The organism is Pseudomonas sp. FP2254, from assembly GCF_030687695.1.
GTDB classification, from domain to species: Bacteria; Pseudomonadota; Gammaproteobacteria; order Pseudomonadales; family Pseudomonadaceae; genus Aquipseudomonas; species Aquipseudomonas quebecensis.
Genome location: NZ_CP117444.1, coordinates 5,177,102 through 5,199,791, shown reverse-complemented (window position 1 = coordinate 5,199,791; position 22,690 = coordinate 5,177,102). Strand labels below are relative to the sequence as shown.

Here is a 22,690-nt window from a genome sequence, read left to right as displayed (position 1 = left end):
AATTATGGATTAACGGCTGACTCGTTACAGCAAAACTCTATTTTCGAAATTTCAAGACTTTTTAAGCAGTTATATCGTGCGAATGTAATCCGATTCCTATCTCTTGGTCTAAAAAACAGTCCTCTGAGCTGTTTCTGCGATCGAGACTCAGATTCCAATTTATGCATTAAGTAAGTGCTTTAACTGAGATAAACATATGGAGTAGGGCTTGCCCTCCTACATTGGATCTTCTGTGTTCCTACAGACGTTGCAGTAGTTCCCAGGCACGCTGCCCAACAACCCCCAACAACTTGGCCAACATATGCGGCGGTGGCTCATCTGCGCGGGTCAGGGCGTACAAGGTGATCGGCAACGGTGGTGTGAGCGGGCGGATGCAGGTGGTGGCGGTCGAGGCGCCGAGGGCGGTGAAGGGGTCGATGACCGTCAGGCCAGCGCCGGATTCGACCATGGCGCGGGCCAGGGAATAGGTTTGCACCGAGATTGTCACCCGGGGCGCGGGGTCGACGTTTTCCAGGTAGCTGTCGAGTTTGGCGGCCAGCGGATCGGCGCTGGAAAGGCCGATCAACGGCGCACCCGCCAGGTCCGCCAAGGGCAATGGCGTGCTCAGTTCGGCTTCGGTCCAGTAGCCTTTGGACGCCAACGCCACCAGCACACCGTTGGCCAGCACTTGGGTGGTCAACCCCGGGTGCCCGGAGAAGTTGAGGGTCAGCGCCAGATCAATCTCGCGCATCAGCAGTTTCTGCACCAACTCACGGCTGTGGTCGCTGGACAGCTCGCAGGCCATGTCCGGGTAATCGCGGGTCCATTCCAGGATTGCCGGCGGCAGCAGCGACAAGGCCAGCGCCGGGATCGCCCCGATGCGCACGCTCTGGCCCGGTGCGAGGCGCAAGCTCTTGGCCAGGCGCCGCACGGCTTGCAGGCTGTCGGTGACTTTATCGACTTCGCGCTCCAGCGCCAGCGCTTCCGGCGTGGGCTGCAACTTGCCGCGCACCCGCAGAAACAACGGGAAACCCAACTGCAACTCGGCGTGCTGCAGCACCTTGGTCACTGCCGGTTGTGACACGTGCAACAACTGCGCGGCAGCGCTGACGGAGCCGGTCTGGCGGATGGCCTGGAAGATTTCGATATGACGCAGGCGCATGGCAAGTCCATAACCTTTGTTTATAGGTGAACCATCTTTATTCATTGTCGCTGGCCTGTCACCTGCCCCTAGGCTGGAACCCTCTTAATGCAACGGCAGGTGGCGGGGATGGCGTGCATCATCGGCGGTGGGGTGATCGGTCTGGCCAGTGCCTATGCGCTGGTGCGTGCGGGCCATGAAGTGACGGTGATCGATGCGCGCGACACCCTGGGTAGCGAGACCAGCTTCGCCAACGGCGGGCAATTGTCCTACCGCTACGTCGCCCCGCTGGCGGATGCCGGTGTGCCGCTGCAAGCCATCGGTTGGTTGCTGCGTGGTGACTCGCCGCTCAAGCTGCGCCCGCGCCTCGACCCTCGGCAGTGGCGCTGGATGGCGGCGTTCCTCGGCGCTTGCCGTGGCTCGGTGAACCAGCGCAATGCCGCGCACCTGCTGCGCCTGGCGGCCTTGAGCCAAGCGACGTTGCAGCAATGGCGCGAGGATGATCGTCTGGACGGTTTCGACTGGCGGCGCAACGGCAAGCTGGTGACGTTTCGCACTGCGGCAAGCTTTGAATCGGCACGCAATAAAATCACCGACATCCTGCAACAGCAAGTGCTATCCGCCGTCGATTGTGCACGCTTGGAACCGGCGCTGGAGGGCGGTGGTTTTGTCGGCGGGATCTACACACCGAGCGAAGAAGTGGCCGATTGTCATGCCTTCTGCCAGCGTTTGGCGGCGCGGCTGCAAGCGTCGGGGCGTTGCCGCTTTGTGCTGGGGCGCAAGGTCACTGGCGTTCGTCATGCCGACGGCGCGGTGCAGGCAATCGAGTTGGGCGATGAGGTGATGCCGGTCGAAAACCTGGTGCTGGCCGCCGGTTATCGCAGCGCTGAACTGGGGGCCTCGCTGGCGCTGTACCCGCTCAAGGGCTACAGCCTCAGCGTGCCGATTGGCGCGCAGCATCGGGCGCCGAACGTGAGCATCACCGACTACGACCGCAAGATCGTCTACGCGCGCATCGGCGAGCAACTGCGGGTGGCGGCGATGGTGGACATCGTCGGTTTCGATGCGAGCCTCGACCCCAAACGCCTGGCGCTGATGAAACGCCAGGCCCTGGAGACTTTACCCCTGGCTGGCGACTATGCCCATGCGGTGGAATGGGCCGGCATGCGTCCGGCCACCCCGACCGGCGTGCCGCTGATTGGCGCCGGTCAATATCGCAACCTGTGGCTGAACCTGGGCCACGGCGCGCTGGGTTTTACCCTGGCCTGTGGCAGCGGCAAACTGCTTGCCGAACTCATCGACCAACAGGTCACTTCCATTGATATGCAGGGCCTGGCGCCCCGCGCGGCATAAGGAAGCCCCCATGACCATCAACCGAATCAGCAGTAATGAACGCCTGAGCGGCGCCGTGACGTTCAAGAACTTGGTGTTCCTCTCCGGCCAGGTGCCAGGCGACGGTGAGGACGTGGCGACGCAAACCCGCGAAGTCCTCGCCAAGATCGATGGGCTGTTGGCCCAGGCAGGCAGCGACAAGGATCATCTGCTCAATGCAACGATTTATCTGAAAGACATCAGCAGTGGTTTTGCACCGATGAACGCGCAGTGGTCTGCGTGGCTTTCGCCAGGCATGGCGCCGACCCGCACCACCCTGCAAGCGGAACTGGCTCGACCCAGTGTGCTGGTGGAAATCAGCGTGATTGCTGTACGTAAATAACTCAAAGACCAACGGAGAATAACAATGAAAAAGATCCTGTTGACCGGCTGCACCCTCGGGCTGTTATTGGCCGCACAGGCCCAAGCGAGCACGGCCCCGCTGGACGGCACACTGGCCAAGATCGCCAGCGCCAAGTCAATCACCCTGGGTTATCGCGACGCCTCGGTACCGTTTTCGTATGTGGGCGACCATAGCGGCAAACCCATGGGCTATTCGGTGGACCTGGCGAACAAGATCGTCGAGCGCATCCAGCAGAAAATCGGGGTGGCCAACCTGAATGTGAAGTACAACCTGGTGACCTCCCAGACCCGTATCCCGCTGGTGCAGAACGGCACCGTCGACCTGGAATGCGGCTCCACCGGCGTGACTGCCGAACGGCAGAAACAGGTGGCATTTTCCTACGGGTTTATCTATGTGAAAGGCCAGTTGTTGACGGCTAAAGACAGCGGCATCAACGGCTTCGCCGATCTGGCGGGCAAGAATGTGGTGACCACCGCCGGCACGACCAACGAGCGTTTCCTTAAAAGCTACAACGCCGAGCACAAGGCCAATATGTTTGTGATCAGCGCCAAGGACCATGGCGAAGCGTTCAAGATGCTGGAGACCGGCCGCGCGGCGGCGTTCTACATGGATGATGCGTTGCTTTACGGCGAACGTGCCAAGGCCCGCGACCCGCACAACTGGGTGGTGGTGGGCGAGGAACAGTCGCGCGAGATCTACAGTTGCATGGTGCGCAAGGAGGATCCGCAGTTTCTGGCGGTGGTCAACGAGACCCTCGGTGACCTGTACCGCAGCGGGGAAATCAACGGGATTTACCAGCGCTGGTTTGAACAGCCGATTCCGCCCAAGGGCTTGAACCTTGAGTTCCCGATGACCAGCGAGCTGAAGGCGATCATTGCCAAGCCGGTCAGCGACCCGGTGGAGTGATGTGCTGATGTGGTAACCCAATCTAACTGTGGGAGCTGGCTTGCCTGCGATAGCATCACCCAAGTGTTACTGAAAGACCGAGGTGACTGCATCGCGGGCAAGCCCGGCTCCCACACAAGCCCGCTCCCACAGTTTTGATGGGGTTTGCAAAGTAAGGGCGTTAGAAGTCGCCCCAGAGTTGTTGGGCCACGGCCAATGCAACGACGGGCGCGGTTTCGGTACGCAACACCCGCGGCCCAAGGCGGGCGGCGTGGTAGCCGGCGGCTTGGGCTGTTTCGACTTCATTGTCGGTCAGCCCACCTTCTGGCCCGATCAAAAACGCCAGGCTCGACGGCTTGGCATGGCTGACCATCGGCTCGGCCACCGGGTGCAGCACCAACTTCAAATCCGCCTCGGCCTGCTTGAGCCAATCGGCCAGCAGCAGCGGCGGGTGGATCACCGGCACCGTCGAACGCCCACATTGCTCGCACGCGCTGATCGCCACCTGGCGCCAGTGCAGCAGGCGTTTATCGGCGCGTTCGTCCTTGAGGCGCACTTCGCAGCGGTCGCTGAAGATCGGCGTGATGGCGTTGACCCCCAGTTCAGTGGCTTTCTGAATCGCCCAATCCATGCGCTCGCCCCGGGACAGCCCCTGGCCGAGGTGGATGTGCAGCGGCGATTCGGTCTGGCCGGCGAAGCGTTGCGTGAGTTGCACGGTGACGCGTTTCTTACCGACCTCCAGCAACGCGCCGCGAAACTCCTGACCGGAACCGTCGAACAGTTGCACGGCATCGCCTTCACCCATGCGCAGTACGCGGCTGATGTAATGCGCCTGGGCTTCGGGCAGTTCAACCTCGCCGAGGCTCAGCGGGGTGTCGGTGAAAAAGCGGGACAGTCTCATGTCTGTTCTCTGGAAAAAGGGTGTGCAGAGCGGACGCGGAGCGTCCAGGGCTGCATTCCCACGCAGAGCGTGGGAACGATCATGGGGTGGTTTAGCCCGGATCGCGGAAGCCGGGGTGGAAATCCTTCGGCACCGCCACGCTGACATTGCTGTTGGTGGCGATGTCGATGCCTTCGCTGGCAACCTCGGCGAGGAAGTCGATCTGCTCCGGCGTGATCACATAGGGCGGCAGGAAATACACTACGCTGCCCAACGGCCGCAACAATGCGCCGCGCTCCAGCGCGTGTTCGAACACCTTGAGGCCACGGCGTTCCTGCCATGGGTAGGCGGTCTTGGTGGCCTTGTCCTGGACCATCTCGATGGCCAGCACCATGCCAGTCTGACGTACTTCCGACACATGCGGATGGTCGACCAGGTGCGCCGTCGCCGTGGCCATGCGCTGGGCCAGGGCCTTGTTGTTCTCGATAACGTTGTCTTCTTCGAAAATATCCAGGGTCGCCAAAGCCGCCGCGCACGCCAGCGGGTTGCCGGTGTAGCTGTGGGAATGCAGGAAGGCGCGCAGGGTCGGGTAGTCGTCGTAGAACGCGTCGTAGACATCATCGGTGGTGACCACCGCCGCCAGCGGCAGGTAACCCCCCGTCAGGGCTTTGGAGAGACACAGGAAGTCCGGACGGATGCCGGCCTGCTCACAGGCGAACATGCTGCCGGTGCGGCCGAAGCCCACCGCAATTTCATCGTGGATCAGGTGCACGCCGTAGCGATCGCAGGCTTCGCGCAGCAGTTTGAGGTACACCGGGTGGTACATGCGCATGCCTCCGGCGCCCTGGATCAGCGGTTCGACGATCACCGCGGCGACCGTGGCATGGTGTTCGGCCAGGGTCTGCTCCATGGCCAGGAACATGGCGCGTGAATGTTCTTCCCAGCTCATGCCTTCGGGGCGCAGATAGCAATCGGGGCTCGGTACTTTGATGGTGTCGAGCAGCAGCGCCTTGTAAGTTTCGGTGAACAGCGGCACATCGCCCACCGACATCGCGGCGATGGTCTCGCCGTGGTAGCTGTTGGTCAGGGTGACGAAGCGCTTTTTGTCCGGCAGGCCGCGGTTGAGCCAATAGTGGAAGCTCATCTTCAGCGCGACTTCGATGCACGACGAACCGTTATCGGCGTAGAAGCAGCGGGTCAGGCCTTCGGGCGTCATCGCCACCAGGCGTTCGGACAACTCGATGACCGGCTGGTGGCTGAAGCCGGCAAGGATCACATGTTCGAGTTGATCGACCTGGTCCTTGATGCGCTGGTTGATGCGCGGGTTGGCATGCCCGAATACATTGACCCACCAGGAGCTGACGGCGTCGAGGTAGCGCTTGCCTTCGAAATCCTCCAGCCACACGCCTTCGCCACGCTTGATGGGGATCAGCGGCAGTTGCTGGTGGTCTTTCATCTGGGTGCAGGGATGCCACAGCACCGCGAGGTCGCGTTGCATCCACTGGTTGTTCAGGCCCATCGTGTCTCTCCTCGAAGCGGTCCTGCGACCGGCGCAGGCGAAACAATCGCGCAAGCCTATGCAAAGCAGGGCGGCGTCACAACCCATGGCGTGTTAATTGGCAGTAAACACAGGACGGACTGTCACGTTTCTCAGGAATAGTCCTTAATCCTTGGTTAACTTATCGTGCCTAGGCTCTTGATCGCATTTCTCGATATTTCAAAGCGAAATTTTCCGCTTTAATTCGATAGTTAACAGGCTAGTCTTGGGCGCAGCTCTTACGGGATTAAGTACATGCAGCTACGTAACTCACCGGCCCGGTATGGCTGGGTCAGTATGGTTTTGCACTGGGGCGTGGCCCTGGTGGTGTTTGGCCTGTTTGCCCTGGGCCTGTGGATGGTTGGACTCGATTATTACAGCGCCTGGCGCAAAGATGCGCCGGACCTGCACAAGAGCATCGGCATCACGCTGTTTGCGGTGATGCTGGTGCGGATCGTCTGGCGCCTGATCAGCCCGCCGCCACCGCCGCTGGCCAGCTACAGCCGCCTGACCCGCATCGGTGCCGCGTTTGGCCATATGTTCCTGTACGTCGGCCTGTTTGCGGTGATGATTGCCGGTTACCTGATTTCCACCGCAGACGGTGTCGGTATTCCGGTGTTTGGGCTGTTTGAAATTCCTGCATTGGTTTCCGGTCTACCGGACCAGGCAGACAACGCCGGCCTGGTGCACCTGTACCTGGCCTGGGTGGTGGTGGTCTTCGCCGGCCTGCATGGCGTGGCTGCGTTGAAACACCACTTTATCGATCGTGATGCGACCCTTACGCGAATGCTGGGGCGCAAAGCCTGATGTTCAACCTCGACTCACAAGGAATAGAAAGCATGTTGAAAAAGACACTCGCTGCTCTGGCAATCGGTACTGCTCTGCTGTCCGCTGGCCAGGTCATGGCTGCTGACTACAAGATCGACAAGGAAGGCCAGCATGCCTTCATCGACTGGAAAATCAGCCACCTGGGCTACAGCTTCATCCACGGTACTTTCAAGGACTGGGATGGCACGTTCAGCTGGGATTCGGCCAAGCCTGAAGCCAGCAAAATCGCAGTCGACGTGAAAACCGCCAGCCTGTGGTCCAACCATGCCGAGCGTGACAAGCACATCGCCAGCAAGGACTTCCTCGACGTTGCCAAGTTTGCCGACGCCAAGTTCGTGTCCACCGCCGTTAAATCCACCGGCGACAAAACCGCTGACGTAACCGGCGACCTGACCTTGCACGGCGTGACCAAGCCGGTGACCTTCAAGGCCACGTTCAACGGTGAAGGCAAAGACCCATGGGGCGGCGAGCGCGCTGGCTTCAACGCCAAGACCACGCTGAACCTGAACGACTTCGGCATCAAAGGCCCAGGCCCGTCTTCCCAGACCCTGGACCTGGACATCTCGCTGGAAGGTGTGAAGCAGAAGTAATGGTGCGGGTTTAAGAAAAACCGGATCTCAGGGTCCGGTTTGCTGGGTGCAAAAAAATGCCCCGTCTCGAGAGAGCGGGGCATTTTTTATGCTGCGTAGAAACTCAGCGGTTGCGGGTCAGCAACGCTGGTTTCTCACCACGAGGGCGGCCTGGCAATTGATCCAACTGCTCTGGGGTCGGGAAGCGATCGACTTTCGACTCCTTGTGGATAATCTTCGGCGCCGGGCCACCGCGCGGGTTCTGCACGGCGGGCTCGGAGGAGCGTGGCTGGTCGTCACGGGCTGGACGGCGATTGCGCGAGTCTTCGCGACGGGCCTGGCCATCACGCGGTGCGCCGTTACGCGGGCCGCTGCGTTTGGCAGGTGGGGTGCCGGTGGTACCGCCGCTGCTGTTGCGTGGGCCATTCTGACGTGCGCCCTGTGGCTGACCGCCACGAGGAGCGCCTGCGCCCGCGCCCTGTGCCGGAGCACCTGGACGGCGGCCACGGCTCTGGGCCGGCTTGGCCTGGGGCACATAGTCAACGCGGTTACCGAAGTTATCCACATCGTCGTCGAGGAATTCGTCCGGGGCTCGGTCGGCGGCGGCGCGCGGTGGCTGGCTCGGCTGGCGCTGTTCGCGCGCCGGGCTGCCTTCACGGGGCTTCTGCTCACGGGCCGGGCGTTCGCCACGGCTGCTGCCGGCGGTTTTTTCCTTGCCCTTGTCCTTGCCTTTGTCGCGACGACCACCACCACCGCCGCCACCGTTCGGGCCATCGCCCTTCGGACCGCGTGGGTTGCGTGGGTTGCGCACATCCGGACGCTCGCGCGCTTCAGGCTTCTCGGCCTCCACGGTGCTGGCATCGAAGCCCATCAGGTCGCCGTCGGCGATTTTCTGCTTGGTCATGCGCTCGATGCTTTTCAGCAATTTTTCTTCGTCCGGTGCCACCAGGGAGATGGCTTCGCCCGAGCGACCCGCACGGCCGGTACGACCGATACGGTGCACGTAATCTTCATCGACGTTCGGCAGCTCGAAGTTGACGACGTGTGGCAACTGGTCGATATCCAGGCCGCGGGCGGCAATGTCGGTGGCGACCAGAATGCGCACAGTGCCGGCCTTGAAATCGGCCAGGGCTTTGGTGCGCGCGTTCTGGCTCTTGTTACCGTGGATGGCCACGGCGGTCAGGCCGTGCTTGTCCAGGTACTCGGCCAGGCGGTTGGCGCCGTGTTTGGTGCGGGTGAACACTAGGACCTGTTCCCACGCGCCGGCGGTGATCAGGTGAGCCAGCAGCGCACGTTTGTGGCTGGCGGGCAGGCGGAACACGCGTTGCTCGATACGCTCGACCGTGGTGTTCGGCGGCGTGACTTCGATGCGCTCCGGGTTATGCAGCAGCTTGCCGGCCAGGGCAGTGATGTCCTGGGAGAACGTTGCCGAGAACAGCAGGTTCTGACGTTTGGCCGGCAGACGGGCAAGCACTTTTTTCACGTCATGGACAAAGCCCATGTCGAGCATGCGGTCGGCTTCGTCCAGTACGAGGATTTCCACGTGGGACAGATCGACGCTGCCCTGGCCACACAGGTCGAGCAAACGACCGGGGCAGGCCACCAGCACGTCGACACCGCGGGACATGGCCTGAACCTGTGGGTTCATGCCGACGCCGCCGAAGATGCAGGCGCTGACGAACTTCAAATCGCGGGCATACAGCTTGAAGCTGTCATGGACCTGGGCGGCAAGTTCGCGGGTAGGGGTCAGGACCAGAACGCGCGGTTGGCGCGGGCCGTGACGCTGGGATTTGTCCGGATGACCGTTGGGGAACAACCGCTCCAGGATAGGGAGGGCGAAACCGCCGGTTTTACCAGTACCTGTCTGGGCTGCAACCATCAGGTCGCGACCTTGCAACACGGCGGGAATGGCCCGCTGTTGCACGGGAGTAGGCTCGGTATAGCCCGCTGCCTCGATGGCGCGGACTAAAGCCTCGGAGAGACCGAGGGAAGCAAAGGACATGAGTAATCCTGTTTTAGTTAGGGCTTGGCCCAAAGGGATAATCTTGCCGGGCGTGAATGGCGCTTAGGGGAGCGAAATCCCGTCCGGTCCTGCTGCGTCCGGCGAGCACTCCACCGGCTCGCGCGGGCTGCAAAGCTGCGCTGTAGCGGGGTTGGGTGCCTTTTCCAGGACCTCAGCGGCCGGGCGTAAGCCTGGCGGAAAGGCCGGAGTATAACAGAGCAATCACGGCGCGCTGCTTTCCTGCTGCTCAACGGTGCGTTCTGCCGCTGCAATGCCGGCGTTTGCGCCGTACCTGGCGCTCAGTGCAGCGTAGCCTGGTTCTTGCTTGAAACGTTTTAATTCAGCGGCAAACCGCTGCACCAGCAGGTCCAGGCCCGCGCCACGGCGTACGGCAAGGTACTGCGGCTGGCGGCTGACCACCAGCGGGGCCTGGCTGACCTTGCCTTCCAGGCCCAATGTCTTGATCAAATGCTGGCCAACCCGGCGATCGGTGATCAGTAGATCGATGCGTCCGAGCAATAATTTGCCGAAGTTCGCCTCATGGCTGGGCGCCGACTCGCGGTTGAACAGCGCCGAATCGCTGAAATGAGCGCCGTACATGTAGCCCGGCGAGGTGCCGACCGTCAGTCCACGCAGGTCGTCCAGGCGCTGCGCCGGGTGAGGTCGCTCGTTGGCATAGAACAGCACGAAGTCCACGTCGGACAACGGTTCGCTGGGGTACAGCAACTGTGCGTCGCGCGCCTGGCTGTGGAAAATATCCAGCGCGCCATCAGCGTGGCCTTGATCCAGCATGGCCAGGCAGCGTTTCCAGGGCAGGAATTGCCACTGCACCTCGACCCCCAGGCGCTGGAACACGATGACGGTGGTTTCGTAGTCCAGCCCGCGCATGGTGCCTTGGTCTTCGTACACGTAGGGCGCCCACGGCTCGGTGACAATGCGCAGTTTCTCGCCGTAAGCGGCCAGGCTAAGGCAAGTGAAAAGCACAGCAGTCAACAACTTGAGAATGACGGGCATGCCCTGAGGTTACGATGCTGGCGCATTAAAGAGAAGCTCTGGCATGCGCATCCGCGGCGGCTGCTATTTGGCTGGCGATGTCATCAAGTGTTCGTAGATCGCCGTGCGCCGCTCGCCGAGAATCAGGCGTACCAGCGGGTTGGCAAACCAATGTTCCAGCTGGTGGGCATCGATTGGGCGTTTCTGCCGCTCCTCCTGGTTCTGTCGCGCCTTGTCCCACCACACCGGGCCGCATGCCTGGTCGAACTCATTCTTGTGCTCGTAGCAGCCGTAAAGAATTTCGCGGATGAACTGCTGCTGGTGCTTGGGCAGCGCCAGCGTGATCAACTTGTACATCAGGCGCTGCGCACGCGGTGGGCGCGGCAGGTGCGCGGAGACCTGGCGGGTGTCAGCCAGGGCCTGAGGGCTGGTGGGGGCCGCCTGGTGCTTGGCGATCCATGCCTTGACCTTGGCACGAAACAGTTGCTTGCGGCTCCAGTAGTGATGAATCAGGTCCGGACACTCCCGCACGTTGACCGTGCGGTAGGCGGCGATCGACAGGCAGAACTCTTCCAGGGTGTACGCGCCCTGAGCATGGGGGAACAGTTCGTCCATCAAGGCAATGGAGCGATCCAGGATAGGCGCGTCCTGCTGGGTCAGGCCCATGACGCCGGAGTTGAGCGTCATCATGTCATCGTCGGCCACTCCCATGTCCAACAGGCGCTGGCGCAGGGCGGTATAGAGGATGCTTTCGTGGTTATCGCCGTAGCGGGTGTAGAAGGCGTTGCACAGCAGCGTACCGGGCTGCACGCGTTCGAACAGTTCCAGGGGCGAGTGGTGGAAAAAGGTATCGGTGTCGATCAGCAGTGCTACCGGCGATTCTTGCAGTACCTGGCGCAACGCTACATGTTTGGTGCGGAAGTGATAGCCATGAGGTTCGCTCCAGCGTTTACGCGTGGCCTCGTCCAGCGGGCGGACGCGTACGGGCAGCAGGCGATAGGGCTCGGGGTCATCGCTGAATACCTGAATATCCACGGCATCGGGGGTTTCCTGCAGAAACGCCAGGGCACTGGCGATGCTGAACACGGCTTCCTGGTGGTAGGTCTGCGCACCGAAAACCAGATAGACCAGCTGCGGGCGGGAGGTCGTGGGCACTGTATTCATGGACTGCGGGTTTCCGTGGACATGTAAAACGACAAAGGCCCTCGTCGAAACGAGGGCCCTGGCTCAGCTGGGCAAACGTCAGCGTGGCAGCTTGAGGTTGTTCCAGATGGCAAGGCTGGGTTCAGCCTGGTTCAGGGTATAGAAGTGCAACCCTGGCGCGCCACCTTGTAACAAACGCTCACACATTTCGGTGATGACGTGCTCGCCGAACGCCTGGATGCTCTTTACGTCGTCGCCATAGGCTTCCAATTGCTTGCGTACCCAGCGAGGGATCTCTGCGCCGCAGGCGTCGGAGAAACGCGCCAGCTTGCTGTAGTTGGTGATCGGCATGATGCCCGGCACGATCGGGATGTTCACACCCATGGCCTGCACGCGCTCGACAAAGTAGAAGTAGCTGTCGGCGTTGAAGAAGTATTGGGTGATCGCGCTGTTGGCGCCGGCGTTGGCTTTGCGCACGAAGTTCTTCAAATCTTCTTCGAAATTGCGCGCCTGGGGATGCATTTCCGGGTAAGCCGCCACTTCAATATGGAAGTGATCGCCGCTTTCTTCGCGGATGAAACTCACCAGATCATTGGCGTAGCGCAGCTCGCCGCTGGCCATGCCCATACCGGACGGCAAATCGCCGCGCAGGGCGACAATACGCTTGATGCCAGCGCCTTTGTACTGGGTAAGCAGGCCGCGCAGGTCGGCCTTGCTGTCGCCCACGCACGACAAATGCGGCGCGGCGGGAATATTGACTTCGCTTTCCAGCTGCAACACGGTGTTGATCGTGCGGTCGCGGGTGGAACCGCCGGCACCGTAAGTGCAGGAGAAGAAATCGGGGTTGTAGCTGGCCAACTGCTTGGCAGTCGCCATGAGCTTTTCATGCCCAGCATCGGTCTTGGTCGGGAAGAACTCGAAGCTGAAGCGACGGTCTTGGGACATGGAGGGGTCTCCAGCTGCAAGTTGCGAGCTTCAAGTTGCAAGAGGGCGGTGCGCCTGTTCTTGTAGCATGAAGCTCCCAACCCATAACTGCTTAAAGAGCAAGGAAGTAGCAAGCCTTCACACAAACGCTTTTACTTGCCGCTTGTAGCTGAAAGCTTGCCGCTGCTGTCAGTACCTATACGCGTGGGGCTTGAACGGACCTTCAACGGTCACGCCGATATAGTCGGCCTGGGTCTTGGTCAGTTGGGTCACCACGCCGCCGAAGCCGCGGACCATTTCCAGGGCTACTTCTTCGTCGAGTTTCTTCGGCAGTACTTCCACGGTCAGGCGCTCGGCTTTCTGAGCAGGCGACAGATCGGCGTACTTCTGTTGGAACAGGAAGATCTGCGCCAGCACCTGGTTGGCGAACGAACCGTCCATGATGCGGCTTGGGTGGCCGGTGGCGTTGCCCAGGTTAACCAGACGGCCTTCGGCCAGCAGGATCAGGTAGTCGTCGTTCTGCGGGTCGAAATCGCCGGCGCCGGTGCGGTGAACCTTGTGCACCTGCGGCTTCACTTCTTCCCATGCCCAGTTCTTGCGCATGAAAGCGGTGTCGATCTCGTTGTCGAAGTGACCGATGTTGCACACCACGGCACGCTTTTTCAGGGCCTTGAGCATGTTGGCGTCGCACACATTCACGTTACCGGTGGTGGTCACGATCAGGTCGATCTTGCCCAGCAGGGCCTTGTCGATGCTGGCCTCGGTGCCGTCATTGACGCCGTCGATGAACGGCGAAACCACTTCGAAACCGTCCATGCAGGCTTGCATGGCGCAGATCGGGTCGACTTCGGACACTTTAACGATCATGCCTTCCTGACGCAGGGACTGGGACGAACCCTTGCCCACGTCACCGTAGCCGATTACCAGGGCTTGCTTGCCCGACAACAGGTGGTCGGTGCCGCGCTTGATGGCGTCGTTGAGGCTGTGACGGCAGCCGTACTTGTTGTCGTTCTTGCTCTTGGTCACCGAGTCGTTGACGTTGATGGCCGGGATTTTCAGCTCGCCCTTGGCCAGCATGTCCAGCAGACGGTGTACGCCGGTGGTGGTCTCTTCGGTCACACCATGGACGCGGTCGAGGATCTGCGGGTATTTCTTGTGCAGCAGCTCGGTCAGGTCGCCGCCGTCGTCAAGGATCATGTTGGCATCCCAAGGCGCGCCATCTTTCAGGATGGTTTGCTCCAGGCACCACTCGTATTCCTCTTCGGTCTCGCCCTTCCAGGCGAACACCGGAATACCGGCGGCAGCGATAGCGGCAGCCGCCTGGTCTTGAGTCGAGAAAATGTTGCAGGACGACCAACGCACTTCGGCACCCAGGGCAACCAGGGTTTCGATCAGCACGGCGGTCTGAATGGTCATGTGGATGCAACCGAGGATCTTCGCGCCTTTGAGCGGTTGCTCGGCGGCGTACTTGCGACGCAGGCCCATCAGGGCAGGCATTTCGGATTCGGCGATAAAAGTTTCGCGACGGCCCCAGGCAGCGAGGGACATGTCGGCGACTTTGTAGTCGGTGAAATCTGCAGGCGTGTTGACAGCGCTCATGAAGAGCCTCCATTCGTAGTGTGCGAATGGGCGCCGTTGTGCGTTTAGTATCAGGCCAGGGCAACCAGGCCGGACAACGCCCCATCCGAGCCTGACAGGTTGAACCCTGCTGCAGCGCCCCTCGGACAGGTGGCGGGAAAACGGCAGTAGCCGTTCTGAATCGGGGGCGATTATAGCTTTCTTTGGTTGGTTGGTGGCAAGCGACAAGCGGCAAGCGGCCAGTAAGAGCGAATCGGCTTTTAACTTGCAGCTTGTCGCTTAAAACTTGAAGCTGGCGTCTCTCAAACACCTCGGAGTCCGCCCCCCATGAACTTCCACACCCGCAAATGGGTAAAACCCGAAGACCTCAACCCCAACGGCACGTTGTTCGGCGGCAGCCTGTTGCGCTGGATCGATGAAGAAGCGGCGATCTACGCGATTGTTCAACTGGGCAATCAGCGGGTGGTCACCAAGTACATCTCCGAAATCAACTTCGTCAGCGCCTCGCGCCAGGGCGATATCATCGAGCTGGGCATTACCGCCACTGAATTCGGCCGCACCTCCATTAGCCTGACGTGCGAAGTGCGCAACAAGATCACCCGCAAAAGCATCCTTACCGTGGAAAAAATGGTGTTCGTCAATCTTGGCGAAGATGGGTTGCCGGCGCCGCACGGGCGCACCGAGATTAAATACGTGAAGGACCAGTTCAAGGACGACACGCTTGCTGAGTAACGCCTTGGCGGGCGTCAGTTAAGTTACTGAATTATTCCGGATGGACCTTTCTGCAGCGTTCTGCTCACTCAGGATGACAACTGAAGTGAAAGGAGTCCGTATATGAAAGTGTCCAGCCCGCTCGTTCAGCATCAACCAACATTGCCCGCAAACATCGATCGGCATGCCCATGGGCCGTTAATCGTGGGGGCAGGTCCGCGCAAATTGGATCTCTATCGCGATGCCGGTGGTCGGGTGGATGTGTTTTTATCGCCCGCAGCACCTGAGCATCTCGTACTCAGCGGCGGCGGCGCCAAAGGCATTGCCTTTTCCGGCATGATGCGGGCACTTGAGGAGGCCGGGAAGCTGGAAGATATCAGGCTGGTTTCCGGCTCTTCAGCCGGGGCGATTTCCGGTGTGCTGATTGCCAGTGGCATGGGGGGCGACGCATTCGACGCCCTGCTGGACCGTATTGACATGCCGAGTCTGCTTAACAGTCCGGACCCCGTAACGGCGTGGTTGCAAAGCGCCAGTTCGACTCTTGGCAACGTTACCCGCCGCTTGCCGGGCGGTGGCATTTTGCAGTTGTTCATGACGCTGATGCCGCGTCTGCAGACTGAGGCGCCTGCATTGGAAGCGATGATGCGCGACCAGGCGCGCCAATCGATTCTCACCCATATTGCCGACACGCCCAGGTCTACCCGGCCTGCCGAACTGATGAAGATTGCCGACCGGCTGAGCGCCGGAAGCGGCCCTACGTTTGCCGATCTCGCCACGTTGAGTCGCCATATCCCTGATATCAAGCAACTCAACATCACCGGCACCGGCATGTTCGACGGCCGCCCTCAATTGGTGGTGTTCAATGCCGATCTGACGCCGGACATGGGTATCGCCCGCGCCGCACATATCTCAGGGGCATTGCCTGTGCTGTTCAAGAGCCCGCTTGAGCAGGGGCATGCGTTCCAGGCGGCCACTGACGTCAGCGCTTTTCAGGACGGCGGACTGCTGGTCAACGTTCCGGCACCGGATGTGATTGAGCGTTCGTTTCCAGAATCCCCTCTGAGCAAGGACAAGTCGCTGATTGTTCAATTTGAATCCGAACAACCGTCGGAGCCAACGAGGACCGGCGGATTTTTCAGTCATCTGGTCGATACCTTCAGTGGAACCTCACATACGGCTGCCGACGCGTATCAAAATGATCGACTCATTGCACTTGCCGATCAGACGGTGACATTACCCATGAACACCGCCGAAGGTGACTTTCGCGGCATGCACGGTACTGTCAATTTCACCATGACGCCTGGACAGAAAGACCACTTGCAGGCCCAGGCGTACAAAGCGGTGGCGGCCCACCTCGAAAAGCACGCTACGGTCCGTGAGCATCATCACTTCGCCACATTGGAACAGGCGGTGCTAGCGATGGATGATGAAATGCTGGCCAGCGTGCAAGACTCGCTCAAGAACGAGCCTGCGGCCACGGATATCATGCGTTTTCGCAAGGAGGCGCAGCAGGCGCTGCAGCAACTGGACAGTGCGATTTGCGAGGCCAATCAATCGAGCAACACCCTGACGCTTACATCGAAATTGGCCTGCGCTCTGCGCAACCTGGATGCACTTGCCTGTCGTCCGGAGCGTGTTGAATGGTTGTCACGGCGCCTTAACGTGTCGGGGCAGCGCAATTTTCAGCAGCTTTTGCAAGTGTGTGCCAAGGGCGGATGGGATGACGCACCTCTGTCCAAGGTCATGAGAGCGGCGGTTATTGAAATGGGCAAGCGCGATATCGCGGTGAAGGCCGAGCGCTTCACCCGAGAAGTCATTTATCCCTCGCAATACCGCCTGGGCCAGCCAGACAGTAATGTCGACCTGTTGCAGCAAGCGGCCCGCGAAGTAGCCAAGGCAACCACGCCGGCCGAGTTCAACCAAGTGCTCGACGGCATCATTGGCAATTACAAGGCGCGCAACAAACCTTGGGCGAAACCGGGCAGCGCCACAACGGTTGAGATGGCCAAAGCCTGGCGTGTACCGGTTTAGTTGTCTGGCCACTGAACAGCCACTGTCGCGGCGTGTCGTAGCTACAGGCATCCCTTGGACTCTGGTAAATCATGGCCACACACGCAGACGGCAAAACCCCCAACTTGTCGCAGGAAGAGCAGCAGGACGTCGACGACAATCAACCGCCCCGCGCGGCGGTACTGCACGAGATCATCCGCACCCAAGGCGATCAGGAGCTGGAGCGCAGCGTCGCTGCGTTATGGTGGTCGGCGCTGGCCGCCGGCCTGACCATGGGCCTTTCACTGATGGCCATGGGGCTGCTCAATTCGCGGCTGCCCGACGGTGAAGCGTTCAAGGTGATCGCCAGCTTCGGCTACTGCGCGGGCTTCCTGGCGGTGATCCTGGCGCGCCAGCAACTGTTTACGGAAAACACCCTTACGGCCGTGCTGCCGGTGATGAGCAAGCCGACGCTGGCCAACGCCGGTCGCCTGCTTAGGCTGTGGTCTGTGGTGCTGGTGGGTAACCTGTGCGGCACCTTGCTGGTGGCCTACGTGATGCTGCACCTGCCGATTTTCGACACCAAGACCGACCACGCCTTCCTGGAGATCGGGCGCAAGATCATGGAAAACGACGCGGGGCAGATGTTCGCCAAGGGCATCATCTCAGGCTGGATGATCGCCACCATGGTGTGGATGATTCCTTCCATGGAAAGCGCCAAGATGTGGATCATCATCTTGATCACCTACCTGATGGCGCTGGGCGATTTCACCCATATCGTGGTGGGCTCGGCGGAAGTCTCGTACCTGGTGTTTGCCGGCGAATTGTCGTGGCATGACTTCTGGCTGGTGTTCGCCGGACCGACCCTGGCCGGTAACATCATCGGCGGCAGCTTCATTTTTGCCCTGATCAGTCATGCGCAGATCCGCAGCGAAAGCAGCCTACCGGACAAGAAGGCTGCAGATCCAAGGCATCCGCAGCGCATCGACAAGGGTCAGTGAGCCTGAGTCGTGGCGTGAGGTTGCACGGTCCCAGATAAGTGCGCGATAGAACCTTTCGATGTGCCACGGCTCAGAGCGGGTAGGTGCGGTTTTAAGTTTGTGGTGCTAGAACTTTCATCGCAGCATAAAAAACGACAAAAGGAATTAAGTCATGACAGTCGCTTTCTGGTGTGTGTTGATCGCCATTTTTCTGCCTTACCTGTGCACGGGGGTGGCCAAGTTCAGCGGCGGCAAGTTCGGGTTGCGCCATAACCATGACCCTCGGGCGTTCCTGGACGGCCTGGATGGTGTAGCCAAGCGTGCCCACAGCGCGCAGCTCAATGGTTTTGAAGTTACCCCGGCGTTTGCGGCAGCGGTGATTATTGCCCACCTGGCCGGGACGGCCGAACTGGTGACCATCAACGTGCTGGCGGTGCTGTTTATCACCAGTCGCCTGTTGTACATCATCTGCTACCTGGCGGACTGGGCGATCCTGCGCTCGCTGGTATGGGCGGTGGGGATGGCGTTGATCGCGAGTTTCTTCTTCGTCTCGATCTGAGACGTGGCGCAGATTCCAAGGCAGGGAGAGGCTCCCCCCCTCCCGCACTGGGTTTTTCAGCCTCGATCAGGACCCGACAGGCGCATCCGGGACCTGTGGCAGCGCAGCGCCCTTGGGCCAGAGCATCCAGATCTGGCCTTGCTGTTTCATATTCCCCGCCAACTCACCCGCCGCTTGGCCCGTGCCCCAGAACAAATCCGCACGCACTTCACCGGTAATGGCGCCTCCGGTGTCCTGGGCGGCGACCGGGCGGGTAATCGGCGAGCCATCCGGCCTGGTGGTCGCCAGCCATAACAGGCTGCCCAACGGAATCACCTTGCGATCCACCGCCACGCTGTAGCCGGCAGTCAGCGGCACATTCAGTGAGCCGCGCGGGCCTTCGTTGCTGTCGGGGCGGGCGCTGAAAAATACGTAGCTGGGGTTGCTCGCCAGCAGTTGCGGAATGCGTTGCGGGTGGGCCTTGGCCCAGGCGCTGATGGCGCCCATGCTGACCTCTTCCTTCTTCAGTTCGCCTTGCTCCACCAGCCAGCGGCCGATAGGACGATAGGGGTAGCCGTTCTGGTCGCCGTAACCGACACGCAGTTGGCGCCCACCCTTGAGTTGAATACGGCCCGAACCCTGGATCTGCAGGAATTGCAGGTCCATCGGGTCGGTGAGCCAGGCGATCGGCTTGGCGGTGGAGCCTTGGCCGTTGATCACACTGGCATCGTCATAAGGCTTGAGTACGCGGCCCTCCAGGCGTCCGCGCAGGCGCTTGCCCTTGAGTTCAGGGTAAATGCTTTCCAGATTGACGATGATCAGGTCATCCGGTACGCCGTACACCGGGACGTGGGCGGCGGCGGTCTGGGTCAGGCTGCCTGGGTAGACGGGCTCGTAGTAGCCGGTGATCAAGCCATCAGGGGTATTGTCGGCCGAGCGCAAGCCGAACACGTCCAGGCGCTCCTTGAGAAACCCCCGCACGGCCGCTGCGTCGCCCGGCACCGTCGCCGCTGCCGCGCAGGTCGTGCCCCAGACCGGGTCGGCCTTGAGGCGCTGGCAGGCGCTGCGCCAGGCTTCGAAGCCGGCCAGTAAATCGCTGTCGGACACCGCCGGCAACGCTTCCCACGGTGCGCTCACATAGGTGGCGACGGCGTGGGGTTTGACGGTTTCGTCCTTGGCTGCTTCTTTACCCGTGTCCTTGCCGGCGTCGCAGCCGGCCAGCAGCGCGACGAGGGGGAGAGCCCACGCCAGGCGGCGGCTCCAGGGTTTCAACGTGATAGTCATCCAAGCAATTCCTGAACTGATTGCCCGCGCCGTAGTGGCGCCGGGCAACCTTATTATTAATAGGGCTATTGGTCTTTAGGGACGGGGCGAGGATACTGGCCGCCGTTTCCCGTGACCTCGAAGCCATCATGACTTTTAAAAGACTGACCGTTGTATTGCTGGCCTGCCTCACTCTGTCCGCCTGTGGCGGGGTGGATCCCAATTCGCCCCTGGGGCTGCGCAAGGCGATCTTCAAGCAGATGCTCAAGACCGGCGAAGACCTGGGCGGCATGTTGCGTGGGCGTATACCGTTCGACGGCGCGAAGTTCGCCGAAGGCGCGACCCGACTCGATGCATTGGCCCATCAACCGTGGCAGCACTTTCCAAGCGTGCGGGAAGAAGACCACACCAGTGCCAAGGACGACGTATGGCAAAAACAGGCGCAGTTTCAGCAATTGGCGCGCGACCTGGAAGCGGCCACCGGCGAACTGGTGATCGCCAGCCAGGTCCTGCCTTACAAAGCCAGCAACCTGGGGCCTGCCGTGCAGAAAGTCGAAGATGCCTGCAGCGCCTGCCATAAACAGTTTCGGGACCATTGACCGGTCTTACTGATCGAGTTCTTCCACGGCGTCCTGCAATTCCTTGCGCGACTCGGCGAGCTTGTCCTTACGTTTGTTGATCTTGTCCGGGTCGCCTTTTTTCATGGCTTTATCGAGATCGGCCTGGCGGCGGCTGACTTCATGCTTGGCGTCGAGCACCTTGTTTTCACGTTCCCTCTTGAGCGATGCGTCGTTGCAGTTGGCGGTGACTTCGCTCAGGGCCTTTTCAAGGCCGGCTTGCTGTTCGCTGTTACCGTGGGCCTTGGCCTGTTCAATCTGAGTGCTGATGGCTTGGCGCTTGGCGGCGCAGCCGGTGAGGGGCTCGGCGTCTTCGGCCGCCAGCAACGGCATGGTCATCAGGCTTGCGACGGTCAATAAGGCAACAGGGGCTAAAAATTTCATCGTGAACTCCAGGGTCGCATGGGGCAGGGTGAATTCTGCCAACTGTTAAAACGGTGGCGGGCCGGGTTCAGAACCCGTCTATCCCGGCCATACGCAATGTTTCAGCCAAGGCCTTTACCTGTGGGTCGTGAAAAAAAGCGCTCAATTGCGCCGCACGCCCCGGGCCGATGCCATCTTCGGCCATCCAGGCTTGGGTGTCGCGGGCGACCAGCGTATGCCAGTCACCCTTGAGGTTGTTACGCGCCACAGGCGGTACGCCCAAGGCCTTGAGCCAGTGTGCGAAAGGCCGCTGCCGGGCGCGGTGGAGACTGTCGAGTACCCGCGCGCGGCTTTGCTCGCCAAAGCCATCAATGTTAGCAAGCTGCGCCGCATCCAGGGTTAACCAATCGAGAAAGCCTGCGATTAGACCGGCCTGGATCAATACGTTCCAGGTCTCTCGCCCCATATGTGGCAAAGCCAGGCCCTGGTTGCTGCTGAGCCAGGTGAGGCGGGCGAGCAATTGCTCTTCGCAGCCAGGGTCGAGCTGCCAGCAGCTCAAGGCATGAAAATTCCGAGGGTCGGGGACGGGCAGCTCGACTCGGGTGGGGTTGCGCAGGACGACCTGGTCCAGCCGTGGAATGACCTGGCCCGCGAGGGTGATGGACACCTGATCGCCGGGGCGAATATCCAAGGTTTGCCAGCGCTTCAAGGAGCCGGCGCTCACGCGGCTGATCTGCCGGTCGTCCAGTCGCACCGGCTCCAGCTCCAGGATCGGCGTGATCCGCCCGGTGCGGCCGATCTTGAACCGAACCTTGCGCACCAGCGCCAGGGTCCTGGTGGCCGGATATTTCCAGGCCACCGCCCAGTAGGGCGCACTGGCCTGCCAACGCTCGGCGGGTGCACGTAAAGCCTGGTGCAACACCACGCCATCGCTGGCGAAGGGCAGAGGATGGTTGTACCAGTAGGTACGCCAATGGGCGGCTTCGTCGAGGCTTTGGATGGGGTGACTGTAGCGCTGACTGTCGGTGAAGCCCCAGCGCGCCAGTGTGGCCAGGCGCTCGCTGAACGTGGCCGTACTGTCGGGCCAGGCCCATACGAACAGGCCGATACCGGCGGCATCGGCGTCGCTCAATTGGCGGCGATTCATCAGCCCGGCCACTTTGCTGCGAGCATTGAGCCCGCCCTGTGCCGATTGCACATGGTCGTCGAGACGCCAGTACAGTTCGCCTTGCAACATCAGATCGATGGGGTCGGGCAATTGCTGGACAATGCCGGGGATTTTACCTGCAGACGTCGACCAATCCTGGCCAAGCACACCGTCGCCACGGCTGATTACCTGCCGCAGGCGGCCCTTGCGGTACACCAGCGTCACCGCGACGCCATCCACCTTGGGTTGGACCCACACATCCTGACGCGTGGCCAGCCAAGCCCCGACGGCCTGGTCATCCAGTAGTTTTTCCAGGCCGGTATGGGCGACGGGATGGCGCAAGGTGCCTCGCGAGCTGGCCAGGGGCTGGTCGTCGGCCGCAGCAGGCGCAGGGAAACACTGGCGCCAATCAGCCAGACGCTGACGGGCTTGGTCATAGAGTTCGTCGCTGACCGGCGATTGGCCGAGGCGGTGGTAACTGTCGTCCCACCTTCGCACCTGTTCGGCCAGGGCATCCGCTTGTTGACGGGCTTCTTGCGGGCATGTTTCCGCTGCCACCCGGAAGGGCAGCGCAACGATGAATAGAGCAACCAGTAAACGCATCAGGAGCATCCTTGCTCGAAAAGGGCGCCCAGCCTAAATGATCCGTTTGCCGACAAAAAAGTCCCGGCCATACGGGGCTTTTTACCGGGTGTTGCTGTTTGCCGAACAGATCACCGTGGAACCGCATTGCCTGATTGCTGGCGGCCTGGTTTTGCTGCCCAATGTCGGCTTTGACGGTGGATTCAGTCAAAGTGTTTCAACTGGTGTAGCGCCTCCGACGGCGCTTTAAGCGTTGGCCGTGGGTGCAATAAAAAGCCCCGCAGGGCGAACCTGGCGGGGCTTTTT

Annotated in this window: 22 protein-coding genes and 1 riboswitch; of the genes, 11 read left to right on the top strand and 11 right to left on the bottom strand. The window is 60.9% G+C overall.

Features of this window, described 5'->3' with window-relative positions; all coding sequences use genetic code 11:
- Window positions 1-238: 238 nt before the first annotated feature.
- Window positions 239-1,141 carry a LysR family transcriptional regulator gene (locus PSH94_RS23990; protein WP_305435921.1) on the bottom strand — a complete coding sequence of 301 codons (903 nt, stop codon included), beginning with the start codon at window positions 1,139-1,141 and terminating at the stop codon, window positions 239-241.
- Window positions 1,142-1,240: 99 nt separating this feature from the next.
- On the opposite strand from PSH94_RS23990, the gene PSH94_RS23985 reads away from it, so the two are divergent.
- Genes PSH94_RS23985 through PSH94_RS23975 form a run of 3 tightly spaced genes read left to right on the top strand, consistent with a single transcriptional unit; the run spans window position 1,241 to window position 3,761 of the window.
- Complete coding sequence (locus tag PSH94_RS23985; RefSeq protein ID WP_370694785.1) at window positions 1,241-2,473, top strand: D-amino acid dehydrogenase; 1,233 nt, start codon at window positions 1,241-1,243, stop codon at window positions 2,471-2,473.
- A gap of 10 nt (window positions 2,474-2,483) precedes the next feature.
- Window positions 2,484-2,834 (top strand): RidA family protein, encoded by a 351-nt coding sequence (locus PSH94_RS23980; RefSeq protein WP_181080660.1) that lies wholly within the window; start codon window positions 2,484-2,486, stop codon window positions 2,832-2,834.
- Window positions 2,835-2,858: 24 nt separating this feature from the next.
- Window positions 2,859-3,761: a transporter substrate-binding domain-containing protein gene (locus PSH94_RS23975; RefSeq protein ID WP_305435919.1), complete on the top strand. Its 903-nt coding sequence runs from the start codon at window positions 2,859-2,861 to the stop codon at window positions 3,759-3,761.
- Window positions 3,762-3,921: 160 nt separating this feature from the next.
- On the opposite strand, the gene PSH94_RS23970 is transcribed toward PSH94_RS23975, so the two are convergent.
- Window positions 3,922-4,641 (bottom strand): 16S rRNA (uracil(1498)-N(3))-methyltransferase, encoded by a 720-nt coding sequence (locus PSH94_RS23970; RefSeq protein ID WP_305435918.1) that lies wholly within the window; start codon window positions 4,639-4,641, stop codon window positions 3,922-3,924.
- A 91-nt stretch (window positions 4,642-4,732) separates the two neighbouring features.
- Window positions 4,733-6,139 carry an adenosylmethionine--8-amino-7-oxononanoate transaminase gene (locus tag PSH94_RS23965; protein WP_181080663.1) on the bottom strand — a complete coding sequence of 469 codons (1,407 nt, stop codon included), beginning with the start codon at window positions 6,137-6,139 and terminating at the stop codon, window positions 4,733-4,735.
- A 273-nt stretch (window positions 6,140-6,412) separates the two neighbouring features.
- Between PSH94_RS23965 and PSH94_RS23960 the strand changes: the two genes are divergently transcribed.
- Both PSH94_RS23960 and PSH94_RS23955 read left to right on the top strand, forming a co-directional pair.
- Window positions 6,413-6,964, top strand: a complete 552-nt coding sequence (locus tag PSH94_RS23960; RefSeq protein WP_181080664.1) for a cytochrome b — start codon at window positions 6,413-6,415, stop codon at window positions 6,962-6,964.
- Window positions 6,965-6,996: 32 nt separating this feature from the next.
- The gene (locus tag PSH94_RS23955; protein ID WP_034101238.1) at window positions 6,997-7,575 is read left to right on the top strand and encodes a YceI family protein; all 579 of its coding nucleotides are present in this window, start codon (window positions 6,997-6,999) and stop codon (window positions 7,573-7,575) included.
- Window positions 7,576-7,678: 103 nt separating this feature from the next.
- On the opposite strand, the gene PSH94_RS23950 is transcribed toward PSH94_RS23955, so the two are convergent.
- From PSH94_RS23950 to ahcY, 5 genes are all read right to left on the bottom strand, one after another.
- On the bottom strand, window positions 7,679-9,556 hold the full coding sequence (locus tag PSH94_RS23950; RefSeq protein ID WP_305435917.1) for a DEAD/DEAH box helicase: 1,878 nt from the start codon (window positions 9,554-9,556) through the stop codon (window positions 7,679-7,681).
- Window positions 9,557-9,778: 222 nt separating this feature from the next.
- The gene (locus PSH94_RS23945; RefSeq protein WP_305435916.1) at window positions 9,779-10,570 is read right to left on the bottom strand and encodes an ABC transporter substrate-binding protein; all 792 of its coding nucleotides are present in this window, start codon (window positions 10,568-10,570) and stop codon (window positions 9,779-9,781) included.
- Between the two features lie 63 nt (window positions 10,571-10,633).
- Window positions 10,634-11,713: a hypothetical protein gene (locus tag PSH94_RS23940; RefSeq protein ID WP_253509680.1), complete on the bottom strand. Its 1,080-nt coding sequence runs from the start codon at window positions 11,711-11,713 to the stop codon at window positions 10,634-10,636.
- A gap of 78 nt (window positions 11,714-11,791) precedes the next feature.
- Complete coding sequence (metF, locus tag PSH94_RS23935) at window positions 11,792-12,637, bottom strand: methylenetetrahydrofolate reductase [NAD(P)H] (RefSeq protein ID WP_181080668.1); 846 nt, start codon at window positions 12,635-12,637, stop codon at window positions 11,792-11,794.
- A 168-nt stretch (window positions 12,638-12,805) separates the two neighbouring features.
- The gene (ahcY, locus tag PSH94_RS23930; protein WP_181080669.1) at window positions 12,806-14,215 is read right to left on the bottom strand and encodes an adenosylhomocysteinase; all 1,410 of its coding nucleotides are present in this window, start codon (window positions 14,213-14,215) and stop codon (window positions 12,806-12,808) included.
- A 21-nt stretch (window positions 14,216-14,236) separates the two neighbouring features.
- Window positions 14,237-14,344: riboswitch (S-adenosyl-L-homocysteine riboswitch) on the bottom strand.
- Between the two features lie 177 nt (window positions 14,345-14,521).
- On the opposite strand from ahcY, the gene PSH94_RS23925 reads away from it, so the two are divergent.
- The 4 genes from PSH94_RS23925 to PSH94_RS23910 all read left to right on the top strand — a co-directional run bounded on the left by PSH94_RS23925 (window position 14,522) and on the right by PSH94_RS23910 (window position 18,433).
- Window positions 14,522-14,926, top strand: a complete 405-nt coding sequence (locus PSH94_RS23925; protein WP_181080670.1) for an acyl-CoA thioesterase — start codon at window positions 14,522-14,524, stop codon at window positions 14,924-14,926.
- Between the two features lie 102 nt (window positions 14,927-15,028).
- Complete coding sequence (locus PSH94_RS23920) at window positions 15,029-16,936, top strand: patatin-like phospholipase family protein (protein WP_305435915.1); 1,908 nt, start codon at window positions 15,029-15,031, stop codon at window positions 16,934-16,936.
- Window positions 16,937-17,007: 71 nt separating this feature from the next.
- Window positions 17,008-17,895 (top strand): formate/nitrite transporter family protein, encoded by an 888-nt coding sequence (locus PSH94_RS23915; RefSeq protein ID WP_181080672.1) that lies wholly within the window; start codon window positions 17,008-17,010, stop codon window positions 17,893-17,895.
- A 151-nt stretch (window positions 17,896-18,046) separates the two neighbouring features.
- Window positions 18,047-18,433, top strand: coding sequence for an MAPEG family protein (locus tag PSH94_RS23910; protein WP_181080673.1), 387 nt, complete (start codon window positions 18,047-18,049; stop codon window positions 18,431-18,433).
- Between the two features lie 66 nt (window positions 18,434-18,499).
- Here the strand turns inward: PSH94_RS23910 and PSH94_RS23905 are convergent, their stop codons facing one another.
- Entirely contained in the window at window positions 18,500-19,696 is a 1,197-nt protein-coding gene (locus PSH94_RS23905) for a murein transglycosylase A (RefSeq protein ID WP_181080674.1), read from the bottom strand.
- Between the two features lie 128 nt (window positions 19,697-19,824).
- On the opposite strand from PSH94_RS23905, the gene PSH94_RS23900 reads away from it, so the two are divergent.
- Complete coding sequence (locus tag PSH94_RS23900; RefSeq protein WP_253509678.1) at window positions 19,825-20,274, top strand: cytochrome c; 450 nt, start codon at window positions 19,825-19,827, stop codon at window positions 20,272-20,274.
- Window positions 20,275-20,280: 6 nt separating this feature from the next.
- Here PSH94_RS23900 and PSH94_RS23895 read toward each other — a convergent pair whose 3' ends face one another.
- Window positions 20,281-20,676, bottom strand: coding sequence for a DUF1090 domain-containing protein (locus PSH94_RS23895; protein WP_181080676.1), 396 nt, complete (start codon window positions 20,674-20,676; stop codon window positions 20,281-20,283).
- A 67-nt stretch (window positions 20,677-20,743) separates the two neighbouring features.
- Window positions 20,744-22,405 carry an NAD-dependent DNA ligase LigB gene (gene ligB, locus PSH94_RS23890; RefSeq protein WP_305435914.1) on the bottom strand — a complete coding sequence of 554 codons (1,662 nt, stop codon included), beginning with the start codon at window positions 22,403-22,405 and terminating at the stop codon, window positions 20,744-20,746.
- A 37-nt stretch (window positions 22,406-22,442) separates the two neighbouring features.
- On the opposite strand from ligB, the gene PSH94_RS23885 reads away from it, so the two are divergent.
- The gene (locus PSH94_RS23885) at window positions 22,443-22,634 is read left to right on the top strand and encodes a hypothetical protein (protein WP_305435913.1); all 192 of its coding nucleotides are present in this window, start codon (window positions 22,443-22,445) and stop codon (window positions 22,632-22,634) included.
- The last annotated feature ends 56 nt before the right edge of the window (window positions 22,635-22,690 follow it).